Source organism: Arthrobacter sp. B0316-1-20 (genome assembly GCF_059091865.1).
In genome coordinates this window covers 1-21,538 of the sequence record NZ_JBNHHC010000045.1, presented here as the reverse complement: position 1 = coordinate 21,538, position 21,538 = coordinate 1, and the positions used below count along the sequence as shown (strand labels likewise).

The following is a 21,538-nucleotide window of genomic DNA, read 5'->3' as shown; positions in this document are numbered from 1 at the left end:
GGACCCTTAGCGCTTCAGGTTTGTCAGTTCCTGCAGCACCTCGTCAGAGGTGGTGATGATACGGGCGTTGGCCTGGAAGCCACGCTGCGCAACGATCAGGTTGGTGAACTCCTGGGACAGGTCCACGTTGGACATTTCCAGCGAGCCGCCTGCCAGCGTGCCAAGGCCACCGGTGCCGGCAGTGCCCAACTCAACTTGGCCGGAGTTGGCCGTAACGCGGTACGACGACGAGCCTGCCTTTTCGAGCCCGCCCGGGTTGGTGAAGTTTGCCAATGCGACCTGGGCAACGATGGCCTGGGCGCCGTTGCTGAACGAACCCATCAGTGTCCCATCGGGCGACATGGTGAAGGACTCCAAGGAACCCGCCGCATGGCCGTTCTGGCTGTCGAAGGACACCGTGCTGAGTCCGGCGTAACCGGTGACGGCGGAGAGATCAACGGTGATGTTGGCGGCCGTGCTTCCGGTCATCGTCAATTTAACGCCAGCCGGGTTCTGGGCTCCATTCGTGAACGCCAGAGCAGCAGTGCCGGTTCCACCATTTTCATCGGCCGCAGAAACGTCCCATCCATCCGTGGTACGGGAGAACATCAGTGTCAGAGTTTTCTTGGCACCTTCGTTGTCGAAAATCTCGACATCTCGGATCACTTGGTCGCCAACAGCAGCACCGGAGGGAAGATTGCCTGCAACGGCGGCCCCGGTCGTCACCTTGGCGGGCGAAATGGCGTCTGGGGAAAGGTCGATTGCGGTGACTGGACCGCCCGTTGTTACCGCTCCACCCGTGGCCATCCATCCCTGCAGGATCGCCCCGTCTGGAGATACTAACCGCCCGGTCGAGTCCAGCTCAAAGGCGCCGGCGCGGGTGTAGAGCTGCTCGCCGCCCTTGCTGGTGACGAAGAAGCCGTCGCCGGAGATCATCATGTCGGTAGCCTTGCCGGTGGCCTGCGAGGATCCCTGGGTGAAGTTGGTGGAGATGCCGGCGACCTGCACGCCGAGGCCCACCTGTGCCGGGTTGGTGCCGCCGGCCTGGGCCTGCGGGCCGCCTGCGCCCTGGGTCATCTGGGACAGGGTGTCCTGGAACTGGACCGAGGAGGCCTTGAAGCCGGTGGTGTTGACGTTGGCGATGTTGTTGCCGGTGACATCCAGCATGGTCTGGTGCGAGCGGAGACCGGAGATTCCGGAGTAGAGCGAGCGGAGCATGATCAGCGCCTTTCGGATCGTGGAACGGACGGAAGATTCAGTGACTGGGAAAATTTGTTGCTTGCAAAAGCGGAGTCAGGACACAACAAGTCAGGCGGCGCCCCCACTGGGCTCCGAGGCGTCGGTGCCGGAGCCGCCCAAGGAGGCAGCGGCGTCGTTATTGCCAGCCCCAGAACCGGACTCCCCCGGCGCGGCGGCGTTGATCCCGGCAACCAGATCCAGCGGGATCTCCTTGCCGTCAACGATCACCTGCGGGACCGGGCCGGCGTAGGACACCGAGGTGGCCGTGCCGGTGATCAGCGAGCCGTCCTGGCCGTAGTAGCTCACCTGCTGGCCCACCAGCGCCGCGGCCACACCGCGCATTTGCAGCGAAAAGTTCTCCTCGCTGGTGGTGGTCATGGTGGCGATGCTCTCCATCATGGCCAGTTGGGTGCTCTGCGAGATCATCTGGTTGGTATCCATGGGCGAGCTGGGGTCCTGGTTCTGCAGCTGGGTGACCAGCAGGTGCATGAACATCTTGCCGTCCATGGTCTGCTTAGGCGCGCGAACTGGCGGCGCCGTATACGTCGGGGTGACGGAGCCAACGGGTGGGACTGAGTCGGTGGGCATGGTTCTCCTTGTCTCAGGCCAGCACGTCGAGGCTGGTCGAAATCCCGTAGGGACGTCTCAGGGCGGATGGGTCGGTGGTGTCCGGGGCAGTGCCTGTTCCGGCGGATGGGTCGGTGGTGTCCGGGGCAGTGCCTGTTCCGGCGGATGCGCCGGGTCGGCCGTCCTGGCCCGGCGAACCGCCGGAGGGCCGGCCGTCCGGCCCGAACTGCATGCCCGGGCGGGCATCGTTCGGCCGGTTCTGGTTGGACAGGTCCAGGTTCGCGTTCATGCCGGTGGAGGCGAGGTCTCGCTTCAGGTCGGCCATGATGGCGCGCAGGGCGTCGCGGCCGGCGTCGTTCGGTGCGAAGAGTTCCACGCGGACGCCCTCCCCCGTCACGTGGGCGCGGACGGTGACCGGTCCCAGATTGTCCGGCGTGACGCTGATGGTCATCACGTGCTCACCGGGCTTGGCCTGCGCCAGGGTAAACAGCGGTCGCGCCACCTGCGCGGTGAAAGGCAGCTGCTGGTGCGGCAGGACGGGAGCCGGTGCCGCGGTCGGAACCGTCGCCGCGGGCTGGGACACTGCGGCAGGCTGCCCCGCGACCGGAATGTGGCCGTTAACCGGCAGCTGTTCGGCCTCGCCGCGGGCCCCGTTGGTGGCAGCCACGGCTGTTGCTGCAGCTGCCCCGCCTGCTGATGCAGCAGCTCCACCGTGAGCTGCCATCCCGGACAGGGTTTGGCCAGGAAGTACGACGCCGGTGGGCAGCTGGGCAGCTGTGGCCGCCTGGGCCGGTGGCTGGTTTGGGACAGCTTGCGCGCGCGAAGCACCCGGCTGGTGCTGCGTTGCTTCCCCAGCGCCGGCGCCGGCCGCGCTGGCGGCAGCGGCCCCGGGGGCGGCCAGTCCATCCGCGGCGGACACGGCCGCAGCAGCCGGCGAACCGGTTCCTGCCGGGCCCGTACCGGTGGTGCCCGCGACAGCATTCGCGGCTGCGCCTGCGGCTGCTGGGGTTCCGGTTCCCTGTCCGGCAAGTTCCGGATTGTGAACGAGCCCGGCACCAGCCGCGGCGGCGGCAACGGGCGCGCCGGCTCCAGCCTGGGGCGCAGCAGCGCCGGCCGGAGTTGCGGCGCCAGCTGATCCTGCGCTGCCGGCGGGATCGACAAGCATGGTGGGCCAGCCGGCGGTGCCCGCGGGCCCAGCGGTGCCCGTCGGCTGGCTTCCGCTCATCGCATCAACGGGGAGAGCCGCCGACGGCGTCCCAGCAGCTTCTACCGTGGCCAAAGCACCGGTTGCAGCGTCGCCTGCCGACAGGGTTTGACCGCCAGCCAAGGGCCACCCCGTCGGGACGCCGATGGGCTGTGCCGAGGCAGCGGTTCCATCAGCCTGAGCGTCGGTGGAAGGGCCGGAACCCTCACCGGAAGGACCGGCAATTGCCTTGCCGCCGGCACCAGCCGGCCTCGAACCGGGGCCAGTCGGCGCGGATCCGGACTGCCCTGCGACACCGGCGGAAGTCTTGCTGCCCCCGGCGGAGGCAGCGGCGTCGTGCTTTGAAGGCTTGTAGGCAGCCCCCTGCTGGAGTGCGCCCTGCATGGCTGCGTCGAAGCCGCCGCCGGAGGAGCGCGCACCGGCCGCGCTGCCCGCGCGGGACGGGGCGGCGGCAGCGATGGGCAGCGCGTTCACGGGGAGGCTCATGCTCGCTGTCCCGTCGCCAGGGCTGCCTGGGCGGTGGCCAGCAGGTCGGTCAATGGTCCGGAACCGGAAGCGCCCTGGCCGCTGAGCATCGAGGCGAGGCCGGTGTTGCCGGTCTGTCCGGACAGCATGGCGCTGATCGCGCCGGCGGTGCCGTTCTGGCCGGCGAGCATTGAGCCCAGCCCGCTGGAGGTGGAGAGCTGCGCGGCGCCGATCAGTTCGGTTAGCGCGCGCTGCTGGTCGGCGGTCAGTGCGGCCGAGCCGGACGCAGCGCCGGAAGCACCAATGCCGGCGGCAGCCTGGACCGTGGGCTCATCGGGCAGGATGCGGCGGATGGTGGTGATGTTGGAGTCGTTCTCCCAGGCGTCCCGGACCTTGATGGTGTCGCCGGGCTGCGGGGCATCGATGGCCTTGCCGTTGCCCAGGTAGATGGACACGTGGCCGCCGTCGAAGCTGAAGAGCAGGTCGCCCGGCTTGGCGTCGGCCAGGGAGGCCACCGGAGTGCCTTCCTTCATCTGGTCCCAGGTGACGCGCGGCAGGTCGATGCCGATGTCGCGGAAGGCGTGCTGCACGAAGGAGGAGCAGTCCAGTCCGACGGAGGCATCGTTGCCGCCCCAGACGTAGGGCAGGCCCACGTACTTCTCGGTGGCAGAGATCAGTTCGGCGGCGGTCCCGGTCGCGGCAGTGCCGGAAGCGGCGGCGCCGGGGACCCCGCCGGCCGCGGAACTGCGGGAGGCAGCAGTGAGCGCGTCGGCAAACGTATTGGCCGTGCTGCCGGTGCTGCCGCTGCCGGAGGTGCCCGAAGCGGCTTCGGTGGCAACGGCGGGCTGGGTCAGCTGCGTCAGGGTGGACTGGATCTGCTGGATCCGGCCCATGGCGTCAGCCATGCTCATCGTCCGTCACCGCCCCGGGCGCCGATGGACAGCTCGTCCAGTACCAGCTGTTCGCGGCGGAGCTCTTCGACTGCCTCGGCCTGAACGTGCCGGGTTTCCAGCTTCTCCAGGCCCACGGACTGCTTGCGCACGGCGAGGAACTCCTGCTGCGCTTGATGAGCCTCGTGCTGCCGGGTGCGGTCCAAGTTCTCCAGGTCGGCGAGCATGCTGCGCGAGGCGGACCGGGCGGCTGCCACGGCGTGCAGCGTGGCGGCGTCAGAGACCTCGCTGATGATCTCGCCCAGCTCGTTCCGGGCAGCCACCACCCGGGCACCGGACTCGCGGGCGCGGTTGTTCGCGGCGGCCAGGTTGCCGGCGGCCTGGTCCTGCTGGAGCTGGCGCAGCCGCAGCAGTCCGGCCAGGGGGAAGGATCGAGCCATCTCTACATACCTCCGAGGGTGCGGGTCAGGCGGTTCAGCTGATCCCAGGACTGCGCGGCGGGCGTCTGGTCATCCATCCGCTGCTGCAGGAACAGGTTGATGTCGTCTTCGTGCTGGACGGCCGCATCCACCATCGGGTTGGATCCGGCTTGGTAGGCGCCCACGTCCAGCAGGTCCTGCGCCGCCTTGCGGGCCGCGAGTACCTTGCGCAGGGCGCCGGCGGCGCGGGAGTTCTCCGGTGTGTTGACCTTGGAAGCCACCCGGGAGATCGACCCCAGCGGGTCCACCGACGGGTAGTGCCCGGAGACCGCGAGCTTGCGGTCCAGCACCACGTGTCCGTCCAGGATGGAGCGGGCGGAGTCGGCGATCGGTTCGTTGTGGTCGTCGCCGTCCACCAGCACCGTGTACATTCCGGTGACCGAGCCGGTCTCCGCCGTGCCGGCGCGTTCCAGCAACCGGGCCAGCACGGAAAAGGTCGACGGCGGGTAGCCGCGGGTGGCCGGGGGCTCGCCGACGGAGAGCCCGATCTCGCGCTGGGCCATGGCCACGCGGGTGAGCGAGTCCATCATCAGCATCACGTCGGCGCCGCGGTCGCGGAAGGACTCGGCGATCCGGGTGGCGGTGAAGGCGGCCCGCAGCCGCATCAGCGCGGGTTCGTCGGAGGTGGAGACCACCACAATGGAGCGGGCCAGGCCGGCCTCGCCCAGATCGTCCTCGAGGAACTCGCGGACTTCACGGCCGCGTTCCCCCACCAGCGCGATCACGGAGACTTCGGCGTCGGTGCCGCGGGCGATCATCGACAGCAGCGAGGACTTGCCCACGCCGGAGCCGGCGAACAGGCCCATGCGCTGACCCTTGCCCACCGTGGTCAGGGTGTCCAGCACGCGCACGCCCAGCTGCAGCGGGGTGTCGATCCGTGCCCGGTGCATGGCGGACGGGGTCTCGTTGTCCAGCGGGACCAGCTGATCGAAGACCAGCGGGCCCTTGCCGTCGATCGGTCGGCCCAGGCCGTCCAGCACCCGGCCGAACAGCCCGGCTCCGGTCGGCACCAGCACCGGGACGCCCTTGGCCTTGGCCGGCGTGCCGGTGTTGATCCCGGTGAGCCGGCCCAGCGGCATGCAGCGGATGCTGTCCCGGTTGGTGGCCACCACCTCGGCCTCCACGCCCTGGCCGTCGCCGATCACCACCAGATCGCCAATGGCGCAGTCCAGACCAATGATTTCGACGCCGAGGCCCACCACCGAGGACACCATCCCGTAGCGCTGCGGCGCGGCTGCCGCCAGCGCGTCGGCGAACCGGTCGGCGCGCGGGCGCCAGGCCACGGCGGTCACTGCCGCACCTCGAGCAGCGCGGCCTTGGCTCGGGCCAGCGCCGTGCCGATCCGCGCGTCCAGGAAGCCGTCGGCGAATTCGGTGACCGCGTCCCCCTGGGCCAGCGAAGAATCGGGGCTGAAGTTCACGCCGGCGTGGCTGCGGCTTTCCGGCGCCAGCATGGTCAGGTCGGCCGGGTTCATCCGGACGGTGTGCACGCGGGAGGCATCTACCCCGGCCAAAGCCCGGGTGAGGGCCGAGCGCGCGGAGGTTTCGCCGTCGGACAGTTCGTGGCCCAGGATGGCTTCGGCCAGCTCCATGGCTGCCGCGGCCAGCGTGTTCTGCGCGGCAGCCAGCACCGGCGCGGCACGTTCTTCCAGTGCCCGGGTGGCAGCGCCCAGCGCGGCCACCGCCTGCTGCACGCGGGCGCGGCCGTCGGCCATCATGGCGGCGTGGTCCTGCTCCATGGCCAGCTGGCGTGCACGCATCATTTCGGCGCCTTCGCGCATGCCGGCTGTGTAGCCGGCGGCGTGACCGCGCACCTTGGCCTGTTCGAGCGCCCGCTCCTGTGCCTCGTCGTCGCTGCGCAGCTCGGTGTAGGCCACCTTGGCGAAGTTTTTGGCCCCGGTGTTCAGCTCCGGGAAGCTCAGCCGGGAGAACGTTGCGTCAGTAGACATATTCGTCTTCCTCCACGCCGCGCTGGACCGTGATGATGCCGCTGGCTTCCAGCTCGCGGATGGAACGGACGATGTCCGCGCGGGCCTCTTCGATCTGCGACATGCGCAGCGGGCCGGTGGCGTTGATCTCGTCGTCGAGGATGTCGCGGTTGCGTTCGGAGACGTTCTTGCGGATCAGTTCGGTGACCGGTTCGCTGGCGCCCTTCATGGCCACCGCCAGCACCGCGATTTCGATGCCGCGCAGCACCTGCTGCACGTCGCGCGGTTCCAGCTTGGTGATGTCTTCGAAGGTGAGCATCCGCGAGCGGACCTCCTCGGCCAGCTCCGGGTCGCGTTCGTCCAGCGCCTCCAGCAGCGCACGTTCGGTGGCAACGTCGGCGCGGTTGATGATGTCCACCAGCGGCTGCACGCCGCCCACCACCTCCACCTGCTGGCGGGGCACGACGGCGCCGGCCCGCACCTTGAGCGTCTCGGCCACGATCGTCACAGCCTCCGGAGTGGCGGTGCCCATGGTCGCGATGCACTGGGCTACTTCGGGCCGGACCGAATCATCTAGCCCGGCCAGCACCGCGGAGGCCTGCTCCGGGCGCATGTGCGCCAGCACCAGGGCAATGGTCTGCGGAATCTCGCCGCTGAGCAGCGTGATCAGCTGGCTGGGATCGGCTTCGTCCATGAACTCGAACGGTTTGCCGGCCATGGAGGTGGCCAGCCGGTCCAGCACACCGGCGGCTTTCTCCGCGCCGAAGGAGGCCGCCAGCAGTCCGGCGGCGAACTCCTTGCCGCCGCGGGGCCGGCGCCGACCCTTGACCGTCATGTCGTGGAATTCCTTGAACGCCTCTTCGGCAACCTCGGGATCCACCCGGCCCATGCCCACCAGTTCGGCGGTAATCAGCTCGGCTTCCGCCTCGCTGAAGCGCTTCATCACCTCGGCGGCCCGGGCCTGCTCCATCTGCATCAGCACCACCGCCACCTTCTGGGTTCCGGTCAGGGCGGTCAATTGCTCACTCATGCGTTCTGCTTTTCATCCATCAAGGACCGCAGGAAGTCGGCGGTCTTGTCCGGCTCCTGGGCAGCCAGGGCGTCGATCTCCGCGCGCTTGCGGTTCATCTCCTTCTGCTCGTCGGACAATTCCGGCGGGCCGGTGAGCTCCAGCGCGGTGGTCGACGGACCGACCACGGGGATCGGCTCCGGCACGATCACGGGCTTCGGGAGAGGCAGCTGCAGGTCCTGCGGGGCCTCGATTTCCGGCTGGAAGTCCTGCAGTTCGCCCAGATCCACCGGCTCGCGGTTCTGACGGCGCGACCAGCGGGCGTAGACCAGCAGCGCGATGATCACCAGCAGGACGATGCCGGCGGTGATGATGGCGGTGCGGATCAGCTCGGCCTGGCGCGCGGCTTCCTCGGCAGCCTGCGCGGCGGCCAGCGCCTCGGCGGCCTCTTGCGCGCCGGCGGTGTTGAACGGCACCAGTTCCACGGTGACCTGGTCGCCGCGGTCGGCGTTGATGCCGGCGGCGGTGGTGACCAGGCCCTCGATGTTGGCCAAATTAAGCGCACCGGCGGCGTCGGCGTCCAGCGCCACCGAGACGGTCTGGCGGTTGATCGCGCCGGCGGGGATGGCCCGGGTCTCGGTGACCTTGTTCAGCGCGTTGTTCTTGGTTTCCGACTCGGAGGTGAAGGTACCGTCGCCGGCAGCATCGCCGGGAACGGCGATGTTGTCCGGGCCCAGCACGCCGGCCGCTCCGCCGCCGGATCCCTCGTACTCTTCGGTCTCCGTGGACTCGTTCAGCGCGGGGGCGCCGTCCGGCGTCGTAAAGGTCTCTTCCACGCGTTCGGCGGACTCGTAGTTCATGTCCGCGGCCACTACCACGGAGGAATTGCCCGGCCCGACCACGCGGTCCAGCATGGTCTGCACGGACGCGCGGACCCGCTCTTCATAGTCGGAGGCCTGCTTGTCCGCGGAACCGGTGGCGCCCACGCCGACGGCGGACAGCACGGTGCCGGCGGCGTCGATCACGGCCACGTTCTCCGGCTTCATCCCGTCGATGGACGCAGAGGTCAGGTGCACAATGGCCTGGACCTGGTCCGCGCTCAGCGTGGTCCGTTCGGTGTCCACGAAGACGGAGGCTGTCGGCTCGCCCTTCTCGGAGACGAACACCGTCTCCTCCGGGATGGCCAGCCGCACGGAGGCGGTCTTGACGCCGTCGAGCGCTTCAATGGTGTTGGCCAGTTCGCCTTCCAGAGCTCGCTTGTAGGTCACGGACTGCTGGAACTCGGACGAGGTCACGCCCATGTCGTCCAGCAGCGAATATCCGCCGGTGGAGGAGCTCGGCAGCCCTGCCGAGGCGGCCTTGAGCCGCTGATCGTAGACTTTCTCCTCCGGCACCAGGATGGTGCCGCCGCCGTTGGTCAGCTCGTACGGAACCCCGTCGGTGCGCAGCTGCTCCACGATGGTGTTGGCGTCGGCAGCGGCCAGGCCGGAGAACAGCGGGGTGTAGGAGGGCTTGGACGCCCACGCGGTCAGCGCGGCGATACCCAGCACGACGACGGCGATGCCGATGATCGCGATGGTGCGCTGGGCGACGGTGAACTCGCGGATGGTTTTGCCCAGCCGGGAGAGCCAGGAGGAGACTGTGGCGGGCATTAGGCCTGCATCCTCATGATCTCGTTGAAGGCGTCAACGCCCTTGTTGCGGACCGCGGCCACCAGTTCCAGCGTCACCGCGGCGCGGGTGGAGGCCAGCGTCGCGTTGTGGATGTCGTTGAGGTCGCCGGTCACGGCCTGGATTGCCAGCTCATTTGATGTCGACTGCAGTTGCTGCAGGTTGTCGACGGCACCGGTGAGCGAGGTGGCAAAGCCGACCCCGTTGGTGGACTGCGGGGCCTCGGCGGCCGGCAGGTAGCCGGTGCCGGTCACGCCCTGGATCGGCGGAATGGAAGGGAGCGGCATCAGTTGCGTCCAATCTGCAAGGCGGCCTCGTACGTGGATTTCGCCCGGTCCACCACTGCTGCGTTGGCCTGGTAGCCGCGCTGGGCCATGATCAGGCTGCCCATCTGCTGGGAAAGGTCGATGTCCGGGTAGCGGACATACCCGTTTTCGTCGGCCAGCGGGTGGTCCGGCTCGTGCACCATGGTGCCCTCGGCGTCGCCGAACTGGGCCCCGGCCACGTACACGCCGGAGACGCCCTGGCCTTCCTGCGCCACTACATAGCGGGCCTGGAAAGCGGCGCCGTCGGTGCTGGTGGCGTTGTTGGCATTGGCCAGGTTGTCGGAGACAGCGTCCAGCCACTTGCGGTGGACGGTGAGGCCGGTGCCGGCGATTCCAATGGCGTCGAAAGTCATCAGTTGGTCCTCATCGCCGTGCGGACGCCGTTGAAGGGGCTCCCCGCGGCCTGGGCTGCGAACTGGTAGCGCAGCACAGTTTCAATGTTGGAAAGGGTCTCGGTGTCCAGGTTGACGTTACTGCCGTCCAGCCGGGTAGGCTCCAGCGAGCGGTCCATGCTGGCGCTGGCGCTGCCGTCCCCGCGGGCGACTGACTTGGCCAGCGCTTCCTCAAACTGGACGCGCTGGGCGTGATAACCGGGGGTATTCACATTCGCAATGTTGTTGGCGATGGCACGTTGGCGCATGGCGAGGCCGTCCAGGGCGCTCTGCATGGCAGCCCCCGTCACAGATTCGAACACAGCAAGACCCGTCTTACTACTGGCGTGTGGTCGGCCGATCCATGGCCTGTTCGGTGAGCTATCCGTGCTCACTATCCAGTTATCGGCACGCAGACGGGAGTGCGTTAGGTAATTCTTGAGATTGGTTAACCGTTTACGTCGAGGTAGACGGATTGGCCGGATGTGCCACGGGTGGGAACGGCATCCAGGAAAGCTAACTCCTGCCGGTTCTGCCGCATATCGGCCCGCAATTCGCGGACCGCATCCTGCTGGGCGGCGGCCAGTTTCGTGGCCCGCTCCACCAGTTCGTTCGGGATCGGCCCCAGCCCCTGCGGTGCCTTCCACTGCACGACGGCGGTGCGCCGGCTTGCGTCCTGATCCTCGCCCTCGCTCGTGGCTTCGGCAGCGGCGGCCAGTGTCTGTTCCAGCTCGTCCAGCACTTCGATCCAGCGGTGCAGCGCCGCAATGCCGCTCTCCGGCAGCTCAGACTCTGAAAACTCCGGTTCTGGGACCTCAGGCAATTCCAAGTTCGCCACCCAGGGCGCCGGGGCGCGCAGACTGTGCCGGCAACTGCTCGGCGGCGTCGTGCCAGGCCTCGCGCAGCGGTTCCAGCAGTTCGATGCATTCCCGGGTCCGCGCGGCATCGCGGTGGATGTTCGCGTTCATCATCGCGTTCAGCGTGTAGGTGTAGAGCGCCTTCAGGCCCTCTCCCCCGTCCCACACATCGGTTTTCAGCGAGGACATCAGCTCGGACACAATGGCCTGCGCATGGATCAGGTTTTCCGAAGCCACCGACCACTGCTGGTTCTGCTGGGCGGCCTCAGCCCGGTTCAGGTCCAGCAGCAGCCGGTCGTACAACATGGTCAACAGTCGAGCCGGCGTGGCGGACATGATCGCGTCACGCTGGAACTGGTTCCGCTTTGCCTGGGCTCCGAAGCCCGGCCCGTATGTCAGTGTCATTTCTTGTTGCTCCCCCATGCCGGCAAGGTAGCCAGCTGTGAACTCAGCCAGTTGCCCTGCGATTGCAGGCTGTTCAGCGTTACTTCAAGCTGCGCCCAAGTGCGCTCCAACGTGGAGCGCCGGGACGCCAGCCGCGTGTCCCAGCCGGTGACCTGGTCATTAAGCGTCTTGACAAGGGATTCCTGGCCCTGAATGCGCTTGGTGATCGCGCCGTCGTACTTATCCGACGCTTCCTTAGCCGCAGTCTCGACGCGGCCGGCGATCGTCTGAACGACCTTCTCGGCCCAAGCCGAGTCTTCCTTCAACGCCTTGCCGAACTTCTCGGCGTCAAACGCGATGGAGCCGTCCTTGGTGATGCTGATGCCGATTTCCGACGGCGACCGGCCATCGATCGGACTGATCGCCGCCTTCATCATGCGCTGCTCGATGTCGCGTACGCTGCTGTCGCCGGTGAAAATCCCGCCCTTGGTCGTCGTTGACCCTGTAGACGTGGAAACGTTGACCGATGAGTTCTTGGAGATGAAGGAGAAGAGGTCGGTCAGTCCGTCGACCAGTGCCTTGGCCTTCGCGGTCGCGGCTTTGTCATCACGGGTGATGGTGATAGTCGGCTTCGTTTCACCCGGAATCGTGTCAGGAGCGAGAGTGACGCTGACACCGGGCAGCAGGTCAGTGAAAGTGTTCGAGGACGAAGAGACGGTTTGTAAGCCGCCCCAAAGAGCAACTACGGCATCTTTAGCTGGCGGAACCTTATCGAAAGTGACGGGAACACCTTCAAATTCGATGGTGAATTTTCCGGCTTCGCCCGATTCAGTCGCAGCGATTTGTAATCGGAATTGTGGGTTGTTCGCGTCCGTCCCGACCGAAACCTTGGTTGCTGTCACTCCTCGGTTGGCGTCGTTGATCGCCATGACGATCTGGTCCAGATCTTTGCCAGGCGTCTCCACATCGATTTCACGACCGTCTTGAAGTGCGATCGTGAGCCTGGTAGCGGTTTCAGGCCAGCCACTCAGCAATGCGGAAACGGAGACTTGGGCCTTGGCCAATTGGACGACTTCCAGATCGAGCCCGCCGGCTGAGGCTCCCGTCGTCGTCGTCACGGTGATCTTGTCCGAGCTACTCGTCGCCGTGTAGATGTCGAGCGATTTGGGCTTAGCGGTCTCTCCAGCGACCTTACCGAGGTCTGCGATGCGGGTGTTGAGCGACTGGAGTGCGCTGACCAGCGTTTGTGTGCTGGAGACCTTGTTCTTAAGGAGGGACTGTGGACGCGCTTCCAGCTGCATCAGCTGGTTAATCATTGTTGCGGTATCCAAACCGCTGATCATTCCACCGATCGAAAACGCCACGTCAGTTCCTCCTGGAGAAAAAATGTGTTCACCTGAGCGAATGCTGACGCCCGGCAGCGAGGAGTGTGAGGTCCAATTCGTTCGCCTCGCCGCCGGGCGAGCATTCAGCAGTCAGTTGCCCGGTTTAGCCGAGGAGCTGCAGCACACCCTGATTGACCTGATTTGCCTGTGCAAGCATCGCGGTGCCTGCCTGAGACATGATCTGGCTCTTGGTGAAGCTAGCCATCTCCAGTGCCATGTCGGTATCCCGAATGCGTGACTCCGAGGCAGCCAAGTTCTCAGCAGAAATGTTGATGTGCTTTATCGAATGCTCAAGACGATTCTGGGCTGCGCCAAGTTCTGATCTGGCGGTAGAAATCGATTTGATGGCATCGTCAAGGACATCGATCGTCCCCTTGACACCGGTATCATCAGCGTTTCCAAGAATACCGTCCGGTCCGGCATCCAGCGTCCCCTTGACCTTCTCAGCCGAAGAGAATCCTTCCCCAGTTACTAGGAGGGTAGTAAGGCTCGTCGCCAAGGCGGTGACGTCGGACGAGCCGAGGTTGACCTCGATCTGGTTTGAGGCGCCTCCATCAGCACCGACTTGGAAGGAAAGCTTGCCGTCGCCGGCTGCGCCCGCAGATGCGTCCAGCAGGTTGATGCCATTGAAATTCGTTGACTCTCCGATACGAGTCAGTTCCTCAACGAGCTGACCCGCTTCTTTTGCAATAGCATCGCGCGCGTCACCATTATTGGAGTCGTTACCAGCCTGAACAGCTAGGTCACGCATCCGCTGCAGGATGGAATGGACCTCGGTGAGCGCACCTTCAGCGGTCTGGATAACGGAAATACCGTCCTGTGCGTTGCGGGCAGCAACGTTTAGACCGTTGACTTGCGAGCGAAGACCCTCGGAGATCGACAAGCCAGCTGCGTCATCAGCGGCCCGATTGATCCGGAATCCCGTCGACAACTTCTCCAGCGACTTCGAAATGTCGTTCTGCGTGTTGGACAGGTTGCGGTACGAGTTCAGCGCCGCAACGTTGGTGTTAATGGCAAAAGCCATGATGGAACTCCTCCATGAGATGGTACAAATTCACCGGCCCGTCCATGGGCTGGCAACTGTAGCTATCGGAGGAAGTTGCAGGTTGGTTAGGAGATTTCGAGAAATTCTTGGGAACCTCGATCTCCATGCGGGCGCAAGCGCCCTTAGTCGATCAGCGACTCGTTTAAGTGAGAGCGGTTTGGGGCTGGCGGGTGAAGCGCGTGATGCCGCCGACCGTCTGGTCGGCCAGGGCCGTCAGGTACGCATTCCTACGGGAGGGCGCAATCCGCGACTCGGGCACATAGGTGGCACCGCCGTCGTCGGAGTAGTGGGTATGGAGGCCGTCACGGAGCAGGCGGATAGCTTCGGAGCGCTGCTGGGACACGGCGGAGTGAGTGGCGCCGACTTCCTCGGCGACTTCCTTAACGGAGCGGTCTTCGAAGTAGATTTGCTCGACGATGTAGCGCATCTTCGGAGGTAGGTTGTGCACTGCAGCCTTGAGGAAGGCTAGACGTTCCTCAGTGAGCAGGGAGCCTTCGGGGGACGCGGTTTCGGAAACCAGGAGTTCGGCAGTGGTGCCATCCAGTGCGGCAACCGTCCGGGATGCGTCATCCAAGGCCGCCTCGGCGGTCTCGCGGTCAACCCCGAGAGCGGCAGCAATCTCTTCCACGCTCGGATAACGCCCAAGTTCGGCGGTCAGAGTTTCACGGACGGACAGGGTTTCCTTGATGCGCTTGCGCACGGAGCGAGGCGCCCAGTCGATGGCCCGCATCTCATCGGCGAAGGCTCCGATGATGCGACGCCGGGCAAAGGCGCCAAAAGGAACCCCCAGGGTCGGGTCGAAGGCATCAGCGGCGGTGATGAGGGCGACGGAGCCGGCGGAGGCGAGGTCATCGCGGGAAAGATGAGTGGCTCTAGCACACACTTCGGAGACCAAATATCCGACGAGCGGGAGGTTTTCAACCACCAGCGCATTACGGTCAGCACGATCCACTGACATGTCCCCCTCCGTGCCAAGCTACGTGGATGAATCATTCGGACAAAAACGCCGAGGGGTGCGGCCTCGGAAGAACGATTCGTCTCTAGGTGAAACCTATCATCAACCACTGCTAACGAACAGGGTTTCGGGGCCGATAGATAGGAACGTAGCCATGCCGTTACTTTCAGTTCATCTAGTGGCGGCCTTTTGACGCGGAACGTGGGGGCGGATCCGCAGAATCAACCAGGGGAGGTGCCTGACATAGGAGCCCATGAACTGTCCGCCATGCTGTGGCACGAACGCGAACTTCTTGAACTTTTGGTCTTCAAGCTCGAAGAGGAGCAGCTGCTGCTGACCGCCGGCAAGTCCCGCTGGCTGCAGCACGCCACCCGCGAGGTGGAGCAGGTGCTGGAGCGACTGCGGGACGCCGGTCTGACCCGCACTGTGGAGGTGGCCTTACTGGCCCGGGAGTGGGGTACGCCCGAAGGGGCGACGCTACGTGAGCTGACGGACCAGGCTCCGGCAGGCCCCTGGGGCGAAATCTTCCGCGGTCACCTGCAGGCATTGACCCAGCTGACCTTGCAGATCCGCGAACTGCGTGACGTGAACGAAAAGTTCCTGCGCGCCGCGGCCCGCTCCACCCAGGAAACGCTGGCCAATTTCAACCCCGACGCCGGCACCTATGACTCCCACGGGGCGGCAGGGGTTTCCGGCAACCGTTCCCAGCTGTTCGACACAACGATCTGAGGTTTTCGCAGTGAGCACCTTCAGCGGCCTGAACACCGCGTACACCGGCCTGGTGGCCGCCCGTCAGGGATTGAACGTCGTGGGCCAGAACATCGCCAATGCCAACACCGAGGGCTACACCCGGCAGCGGGTCAGCACGTCGTCGATCGGGGCGCTGGAACGCACCGGATTGTTGACTGGCGGGGTCCAAATCGGACAGGGCGTGTCGGTAGACGCGATCGCCCGGCTGGGCGACATGCACTTGGACACACGCGTCCGTTTCTCCGTTGGGGTCGCAGGCTATGCCGCTGTGCGCGCTAACGCCATGTCCGAGCTGGAAACGTCGCTGCGTGAGCCTGGCAAGAACGGCATCTCCAGCCGACTGCAGGAGTTCTGGGCCTCGTGGCAGGACCTCTCCAACCGACCTAACGATCCTGCTGCCGGCGGCGTGGTGTTGGAAGAAGCGAACATTTTGGCCAACATGATCAAGCGCGGCTACCAGGAAGTGCGTGAGCAGTTCTCCCGCGTGCGCTCCAATGTGGACACCATGGCCGCAGAGGTCAACGGCGCTGCGTCGCAAGTAGCGAGCCTCAACGAGAAGATCCGCTTTGCTGTCGCGAACGGCGGCTCGGCCAACGAGCTAATGGACCAGCGGAACATGCTGACCGAGCGGCTGGCAGCCCTCACGGGGGCCACCGTCCGACAGGGCAGCGACGGGCAGGTGGATGTTCTGATCGGCGGGAACGCACTCGTCGCTGGATCGTCCGCCCACCGGGTCAAGGTTCAGGGCGGAACCGACATCTCCGGCGACGGTGTGCTACTGATGTGGGATTCGCGCGATGCTCCGATGGTCCTCGACGGCGGACAGATCGCGGGTGCCCTTTCTGTTCTGGGCAGCGGAACTGAGGATGGTCCCTTGCGGAAGGCAGCGAAGGATTACGACAATTTCGCCAAAGAACTGAATACCAAGGTCAACGCCGTATACGCGGAGACTGGAACCGCCGAGTTCTTCGGATTCGAATCCGGACTCGAGGACACTGCGCTCGGCCTGATGGTCAAGGTGAAAAGTGTCGCAGACCTTAAGGCTGGCAATCCCGGCAGTGGAAAGCTTGATGGTTCCGTTGCCGATAAATTGTCCCTGCTCGGTATCGGCGGCAACTCCCCCGACAGCTCGTGGGAAAAAATCGTCACGGAAATTGGGGTAGTGGCTAAGACGGAACTCCAGCAGGCGAATCTCTCCGACATCGCCTCACAGTCAGCGAAGGCCCTGCAGGTGTCCAACGCTTCGGTAGATCTCGACGAGGAAAACGTGAACCTGTTGTCATACCAGCACGCCTACCAGGGTGCGGCTCGGGTCATGACCGCAATTGATGAAATGCTCGATACTTTGATCAACCGCACCGGATTGGTTGGGAGATAGTCCATGATTTCACGAGTCACTAACCAAACGATGAGCGGCTTTGCGCAGCGCAATCTGCAGGACAACATGGCGCGTATGGCCAAACTCCAGGAGCTGGCAAGCGGCGGATCGCTCATCGCGCGCCCGTCGGATGATCCGGTCGGCACCGCAGACTCGATTCGCACCCGCGCAGACATGCGTGCCAACGAACAGTACAAGCGCAACATCGACGACGCCAACGGTTGGCTCACCACGGTCGATTCAGCCTTGGGCACAGTCACTGGTTTGTTGAACAAGGCCAGGGATCTCACCATTCAGGCGTCCAATGGCTCCCTGACGCAAACAGCGCGCGACGCCATCGCACTGGAGCTCGGGAGCATCAAAGAGAGCCTCCTGAACGCCGCCGACACAAAATACCTGGGTCGCAGCGTTTTCGCGGGGAACTCGGATGGTGCCGCAGTCTTCGATCGCACAAGGCCCTACACCTTCTCCGGCCCGAAATCCCCGGTCGACCGCCGGATCGGCCCCGAGATAAAAGTTCGCGTCGACGCTGAAGGCGAGAACGTTTTCGGCAGCGACCCGGCCGATGGGAGCCCCGGCAACTCAGTTTTCGCTCTATTGGACTCGATGATCGCAAAGCTCAACGACACTGGCAGCGTCAGCGAAGACTTGAACGCTATCGACACCCGGCTAAACACCGTGATCAATGCACGCTCCGAGGTCGGTACCCGCCATGCCCAGATCCTGAAAGCCCAGGAGACGAACTTGGACGAAGCTGTTTCGCTGGAAGCCCGCCGCTCCGGGATCGAGGATCCGGACCTCGGCAAGGTGGTCTTGGACCTGAAGATGCAGGAAGTGGCCTATCAGGCAGCCCTGCAGGTCACCGCGCGCGTACTGCAGCCGACGCTGATGGACTTCCTGCGATGAGCGCTTCGCTGACCTTCGTCGCTCCTCCCCCGGGCTTGGCTCCGCTGGTGGACTTCACCTTGGACGAGATCGACGGCGCGGCCGGCTTGTACTCCTTGCAGCCGGTGGCTGAACCCACCAAGCGCTTGTTCGTACTAGACGCAGCGACCTACCTGAACCAATACACGCCGGTGATTTCCGACGACGACCGGGCGGCCCTGGACCTGAATGCCTCCGAAGACGCCATGGTGCTGGTCGTGGCCAACCCGGGAGAGTCTGGCACGACCGTAAACTTGATGGCGCCGATCGTCGTCAACGTGCACACCGGCATCAGCGCGCAGGTCATTTTGGAAGGGCAGGACTGGCCGCTGCGTGCTGAATTGACGCCCCAGGCGGCCTAGCAAAACCTCGGCCATCAGCTGCCTATCCACGTAGTGGTGGGAGAAGTCAGACGTCTAAAACTATTGAGATTTACGCATTCGCCGTGCAAGCTTTATCCAGCATGGTCCAGCGGACCTGCAGGGGGATCCGGGATGACACCGGTTGAAAGGCTTCCGGCGGCTCATGGGGGAACCGCCGGAAGCAATCACCCTCAGCCTTCGTCAGGGTCCGAGCGCTTGGCCCTGGTTAGCTCGGCCCGGCGCAGCAGTTCGCCACCGTCCGGATAGAGCACTTCTTCCAGTACCAACGGATGCGGAGGAGCGAGCTTGCTCTTCGAATCGCGGACCTTCGCCAGCATCCGGTCCCGCAGCCACTCCGGCGGCTGCTCGCCGCTGCCGACCATCAGCGAAGCTCCGATCAGGGCACGGACCATGTTGTGGCAGAACGCGTCGGCCTGCACCGTCGCCAGCAGCACGCCGTCGGTCCCTCGGGTGAATTCAAACTTCTGCAGCTCGCGGATGGTGGTGGCGCCTTCGCGCGGCTTGCAGAAGGCCAGGAAGTCGCCGATACCGAGGAGTCTGGCGGCGGCGTCGTTCAGCAGGTCGAGGTCGAGCGCGTGTCTGTGCCAGAGCGTGGTGTTGCGTGAAAGCGGATCCCAGAGCTCGGCGTGGTCGGCGATGCGGTAGCTGTAGCGGCGCCACAAGGCCGAGAACCGGGCATCGAATCCTGCTGGGGCGAGAACGGCATTGTTGACTTCGATGGCGCCGGCCAGGTCCCGGTAGGGCACCGGTGCGCCGACGCGGCCGCCGAGCACCTTGGCCAGCACACCGCGCAACCGGCGGACCAAGGCACGTCCGGGGTCAATCTCCCGGCCGCGGGCTAGCCCCTGCCACTCCCCCGGCTCCAGGTCGAAGTGCACCACCTGCCCTCGGGCGTGTACCCCGGCATCGGTACGGCCGGCGACGGTGAGCCGGACCGGCCGGCGGATCATCGTCTCGAGCGCCTCCTCGATTGCTCCCTGGACGGTGAGCCTGCCGGGCTGCACCGCCCACCCGCTGAACGGGCCGCCGTCGTACGCCACATCCATCCGGACGCGCAGCAGACCGCCGTCCTGTTCGGGGACGGCGGAGGTGTTCAGGTGCATGGGTTAAATGCTACGGGACCTCTGCGCCGCATCCGGAAGCTGCCGGACGATCGGATGAGTTGCAGGCAGCCGCAACTTTCGCGATACCCGGACGGTCGACGCGCGGGACCATTCGGTCTATGTTGCTGGGACAGTGCCCGCTCCAATGCGGCACCGCCGAGGTTTGGAGGAGCGATGGCAGCAAATGCCGGAAGCGCCGGAAGCACCGGGAGCGCAACATCGACGAATCACAACCAGAGGATCGCCTTGCCCGGCGTCATTCTGGGCATCGGGCTGGGTGGCTTCGTGGACGGGATCCTGCTGCACCAGATCCTGCAGTGGCACCACATGCTCACCAGCGCGGACACCGCCAACATCAATATCGGTTCCTATCCCGCCACGACCGTCCACGGTCTGCAGATGAACACGCTGTGGGACGGGGTGTTCCACACCGTGACCTGGCTGGCGGTGCTGATCGGATTGGGACTGCTCTATTCGCGCGTCACATCCTCGCGCGGACGGGTATGGGCGTCACGGACGCTCTGGGGCTGGATGCTGGTTGGCTGGGGCCTCTTCAACCTCGTGGAGGGAATTATCGACCACCACATCCTCGCCATCCACCATGTGATCAGCGGCGATTACCAGACCTTGGCCGATATCCTTTTCCTGATCTTCGGGGCGTTGCTGGTTCTCGGCGGCTGGCTGCTGCAACGGTCTGGCCGGATGGTGGACCTGACCGGAGTCAGCGGCGACGACGGTAGCGGGACTGGCGGCGGCCGAAGCCGGAGAGTGGAATGATTACTGCACACTCTGGCCACGCTGGGCACGCGTACCAATCATCAGCGTTCGACGACGTGCTGCCGCTGGCTCTGGTTGCGGCCCTGACCGCGGCCTACCTGGCCTTGGCGTGGCGGCGCCATGAGGGCCGCGGCTGGAGCCGCTGGCGCACGGCGTCCTTCGTGGCCGGCGCGCTGCTCCTGGCTCTCGGCCTCTCGCCGCAGCTGATTCCCCTGCCGCCCGGCGGGCTGCCGGTCCACATGGTCCAGCACCTGCTGATTGGCATGTATGCCCCGATCGGGCTGGTGCTCGGCGCACCGGTGACCTTGCTGCTGAGGTCGGTCCCGCCGCGCCACGGCAAGCGGATCGGCAAGGTCCTGCGCTCTCGGCCCGTGCATCTGGTTGCGAGCCCAGTGACCGCGCTGCTGCTCAGCCTCGGCGGCCTGTTCGTGCTCTATTTCACGCCGCTGTACACTCTGGCCGCCGAAAACCCCATGCTGCACCACGCCATCCATCTGCACTTCCTGGCCGCCGGATGCTTGTTCGCCTGGGTCATCGCCGGCCCGGACCCGGCGCCGCGCAGGCCGTCCGTGCCGGCCCGGCTGGTGGTGCTCGGGGTGGCCATCGCCGGGCACGCGGTGCTGTCGCAGCTGTTGTACGGCGGGTGGTTCGTGCAGGTTCCGGCCCCGGCAGCCGAACTGCGGCTCGCCGGAGAACTCATGTATTACGGCGGGGACATCGCCGAGCTGCTGCTGGCTTTCGCGTTGGTCTCGACCTGGCGGCCGCACCGGAAGAACCGCGCCGCCAGGCGAGGCACCGCCGTCGTCATCCAATAATTCCGAGGTACGCAGAAGCCCGCCGTTCCCCCAAGGGAACAGCGGGCTTCAGACGGTGAAGGTGAAGAACTACTTCTTCTCTTCGGTGGCTTCCTCAGCGGACTCGGCCGACGGAGCGGACTCCGCGGAATCGGCCGACTCGGCGGAATCGCCGGACTGCGCCGACTCGGGCGACTCAGCGGACTCAGCCGAAGCGGTCTCTTCCTCGACCGGGGCCGGGGCAGCCTTGGCGGTGGCCTTCTCAGCTTCGTTCACCACGGCCTGCTTCGGCGAAACGGGCTCCATCACCAGTTCGATGACGGCCATGGGGGCGTTGTCGCCCTTGCGGTTGCCGATCTTGGTGATGCGGGTGTAACCACCGTCGCGGGCGGACATGACCGGAGCGATGTCGGTGAACAGCTCGTGCACGATGCCCTTGTTGCTGATCACGGCCAGCACGCGGCGACGCGAGGCCAGGTCTCCACGCTTGGCGAAGGTGATCAGGCGCTCTGCGAACGGGCGCAGACGCTTGGCCTTGGTGACCGTGGTGGTGATCCGCTTGTGCTCGAAGAGCGCGGCAGACAGGTTGGCGAGCATCAGGCGCTCGTGGGCAGGACCGCCTCCGAGGCGCGGACCCTTAGCGGGGGTAGGCATTATGTTTTCTCCTCAATGGTGCC

General features: G+C 65.5%; 25 protein-coding genes. 6 read left to right on the top strand and 19 right to left on the bottom strand.

Going from position 1 to position 21,538, the window contains the following annotated elements:
* Positions 1–6: 6 nt before the first annotated feature.
* The 17 genes from AC5RW2_RS34885 to AC5RW2_RS34805 form a co-directional block, all read right to left on the bottom strand.
* Positions 7–1,197, bottom strand: coding sequence for a flagellar hook protein FlgE (locus AC5RW2_RS34885; protein ID WP_493963097.1), 1,191 nt, complete (start codon positions 1,195–1,197; stop codon positions 7–9).
* 90 nt (positions 1,198–1,287) lie between these two features.
* Positions 1,288–1,806, bottom strand: a complete 519-nt coding sequence (locus AC5RW2_RS34880; protein WP_493963098.1) for a flagellar hook assembly protein FlgD — start codon at positions 1,804–1,806, stop codon at positions 1,288–1,290.
* A gap of 13 nt (positions 1,807–1,819) precedes the next feature.
* A complete protein-coding gene (locus AC5RW2_RS34875) occupies positions 1,820–3,475 on the bottom strand; it encodes a flagellar hook-length control protein FliK (RefSeq protein WP_493963099.1) in 1,656 nt (551 codons plus the stop codon).
* Complete coding sequence (locus AC5RW2_RS34870; protein ID WP_494075053.1) at positions 3,472–4,365, bottom strand: C40 family peptidase; 894 nt, start codon at positions 4,363–4,365, stop codon at positions 3,472–3,474. Before AC5RW2_RS34870 ends, AC5RW2_RS34875 begins: the two co-directional genes overlap by 4 nt.
* A complete protein-coding gene (locus AC5RW2_RS34865; RefSeq protein ID WP_493963101.1) occupies positions 4,362–4,784 on the bottom strand; it encodes a flagellar FliJ family protein in 423 nt (140 codons plus the stop codon). The genes AC5RW2_RS34870 and AC5RW2_RS34865 overlap by 4 nt, the downstream gene beginning before the upstream one ends.
* Positions 4,785–4,786: 2 nt before the next feature.
* The gene (locus AC5RW2_RS34860; protein ID WP_493963102.1) at positions 4,787–6,115 is read right to left on the bottom strand and encodes a FliI/YscN family ATPase; all 1,329 of its coding nucleotides are present in this window, start codon (positions 6,113–6,115) and stop codon (positions 4,787–4,789) included.
* On the bottom strand, positions 6,112–6,771 hold the full coding sequence (locus AC5RW2_RS34855) for a FliH/SctL family protein (RefSeq protein WP_493949495.1): 660 nt from the start codon (positions 6,769–6,771) through the stop codon (positions 6,112–6,114). The genes AC5RW2_RS34860 and AC5RW2_RS34855 overlap by 4 nt, the downstream gene beginning before the upstream one ends.
* Positions 6,761–7,780 (bottom strand): flagellar motor switch protein FliG, encoded by a 1,020-nt coding sequence (fliG, locus tag AC5RW2_RS34850; protein WP_493949494.1) that lies wholly within the window; start codon positions 7,778–7,780, stop codon positions 6,761–6,763. Before fliG ends, AC5RW2_RS34855 begins: the two co-directional genes overlap by 11 nt.
* Complete coding sequence (gene fliF, locus AC5RW2_RS34845) at positions 7,777–9,411, bottom strand: flagellar basal-body MS-ring/collar protein FliF (protein ID WP_493949493.1); 1,635 nt, start codon at positions 9,409–9,411, stop codon at positions 7,777–7,779. Before fliF ends, fliG begins: the two co-directional genes overlap by 4 nt.
* Entirely contained in the window at positions 9,411–9,716 is a 306-nt protein-coding gene (gene fliE / locus AC5RW2_RS34840; RefSeq protein WP_493949492.1) for a flagellar hook-basal body complex protein FliE, read from the bottom strand. The genes fliF and fliE overlap by 1 nt, the downstream gene beginning before the upstream one ends.
* A complete protein-coding gene (locus tag AC5RW2_RS34835; protein ID WP_493949491.1) occupies positions 9,716–10,108 on the bottom strand; it encodes a flagellar basal body rod protein FlgC in 393 nt (130 codons plus the stop codon). The genes fliE and AC5RW2_RS34835 overlap by 1 nt, the downstream gene beginning before the upstream one ends.
* Positions 10,108–10,449: a flagellar basal body rod protein FlgB gene (locus tag AC5RW2_RS34830; RefSeq protein WP_493940103.1), complete on the bottom strand. Its 342-nt coding sequence runs from the start codon at positions 10,447–10,449 to the stop codon at positions 10,108–10,110. The genes AC5RW2_RS34835 and AC5RW2_RS34830 overlap by 1 nt, the downstream gene beginning before the upstream one ends.
* A 125-nt stretch (positions 10,450–10,574) precedes the next feature.
* Positions 10,575–10,949, bottom strand: coding sequence for a hypothetical protein (locus AC5RW2_RS34825; protein WP_493963103.1), 375 nt, complete (start codon positions 10,947–10,949; stop codon positions 10,575–10,577).
* Entirely contained in the window at positions 10,942–11,388 is a 447-nt protein-coding gene (fliS, locus tag AC5RW2_RS34820; protein ID WP_493963104.1) for a flagellar export chaperone FliS, read from the bottom strand. Before fliS ends, AC5RW2_RS34825 begins: the two co-directional genes overlap by 8 nt.
* Positions 11,385–12,731 (bottom strand): flagellar filament capping protein FliD, encoded by a 1,347-nt coding sequence (fliD, locus tag AC5RW2_RS34815; protein ID WP_493963105.1) that lies wholly within the window; start codon positions 12,729–12,731, stop codon positions 11,385–11,387. Before fliD ends, fliS begins: the two co-directional genes overlap by 4 nt.
* A gap of 124 nt (positions 12,732–12,855) precedes the next feature.
* Positions 12,856–13,776, bottom strand: coding sequence for a flagellin N-terminal helical domain-containing protein (locus tag AC5RW2_RS34810; RefSeq protein WP_493963106.1), 921 nt, complete (start codon positions 13,774–13,776; stop codon positions 12,856–12,858).
* Positions 13,777–13,939: 163 nt separating this feature from the next.
* Entirely contained in the window at positions 13,940–14,749 is an 810-nt protein-coding gene (locus AC5RW2_RS34805; RefSeq protein WP_493963162.1) for a sigma-70 family RNA polymerase sigma factor, read from the bottom strand.
* Between the two features lie 246 nt (positions 14,750–14,995).
* Here AC5RW2_RS34805 and AC5RW2_RS34800 point away from each other — a divergent pair, with 246 nt between their 5' ends.
* From AC5RW2_RS34800 to fliW, 4 genes are read left to right on the top strand one after another with little or no spacing between them, the layout of a single operon-like run.
* Positions 14,996–15,481: a flagellar protein FlgN gene (locus tag AC5RW2_RS34800; RefSeq protein ID WP_493963163.1), complete on the top strand. Its 486-nt coding sequence runs from the start codon at positions 14,996–14,998 to the stop codon at positions 15,479–15,481.
* Between the two features lie 10 nt (positions 15,482–15,491).
* Complete coding sequence (gene flgK / locus AC5RW2_RS34795; RefSeq protein ID WP_493963107.1) at positions 15,492–16,880, top strand: flagellar hook-associated protein FlgK; 1,389 nt, start codon at positions 15,492–15,494, stop codon at positions 16,878–16,880.
* A gap of 3 nt (positions 16,881–16,883) precedes the next feature.
* The gene (gene flgL / locus AC5RW2_RS34790; RefSeq protein ID WP_493963108.1) at positions 16,884–17,786 is read left to right on the top strand and encodes a flagellar hook-associated protein FlgL; all 903 of its coding nucleotides are present in this window, start codon (positions 16,884–16,886) and stop codon (positions 17,784–17,786) included.
* A complete protein-coding gene (fliW, locus tag AC5RW2_RS34785) occupies positions 17,783–18,166 on the top strand; it encodes a flagellar assembly protein FliW (RefSeq protein ID WP_493963109.1) in 384 nt (127 codons plus the stop codon). The genes flgL and fliW overlap by 4 nt, the downstream gene beginning before the upstream one ends.
* Positions 18,167–18,357: 191 nt before the next feature.
* On the opposite strand, the gene AC5RW2_RS34780 is transcribed toward fliW, so the two are convergent.
* Entirely contained in the window at positions 18,358–19,290 is a 933-nt protein-coding gene (locus tag AC5RW2_RS34780) for a tRNA pseudouridine synthase A (RefSeq protein WP_493963110.1), read from the bottom strand.
* Positions 19,291–19,464: 174 nt separating this feature from the next.
* Here AC5RW2_RS34780 and AC5RW2_RS34775 point away from each other — a divergent pair, with 174 nt between their 5' ends.
* Both AC5RW2_RS34775 and AC5RW2_RS34770 read left to right on the top strand, forming a co-directional pair.
* Positions 19,465–20,067, top strand: coding sequence for a DUF2243 domain-containing protein (locus AC5RW2_RS34775; RefSeq protein ID WP_493963111.1), 603 nt, complete (start codon positions 19,465–19,467; stop codon positions 20,065–20,067).
* Positions 20,064–20,882, top strand: coding sequence for a cytochrome c oxidase assembly protein (locus AC5RW2_RS34770; protein ID WP_493963112.1), 819 nt, complete (start codon positions 20,064–20,066; stop codon positions 20,880–20,882). The genes AC5RW2_RS34775 and AC5RW2_RS34770 overlap by 4 nt, the downstream gene beginning before the upstream one ends.
* A 69-nt stretch (positions 20,883–20,951) precedes the next feature.
* Here the strand turns inward: AC5RW2_RS34770 and rplQ are convergent, their stop codons facing one another.
* A complete protein-coding gene (rplQ, locus tag AC5RW2_RS34765; protein WP_493941539.1) occupies positions 20,952–21,515 on the bottom strand; it encodes a 50S ribosomal protein L17 in 564 nt (187 codons plus the stop codon).
* Positions 21,516–21,538: the final 23 nt, after the last annotated feature.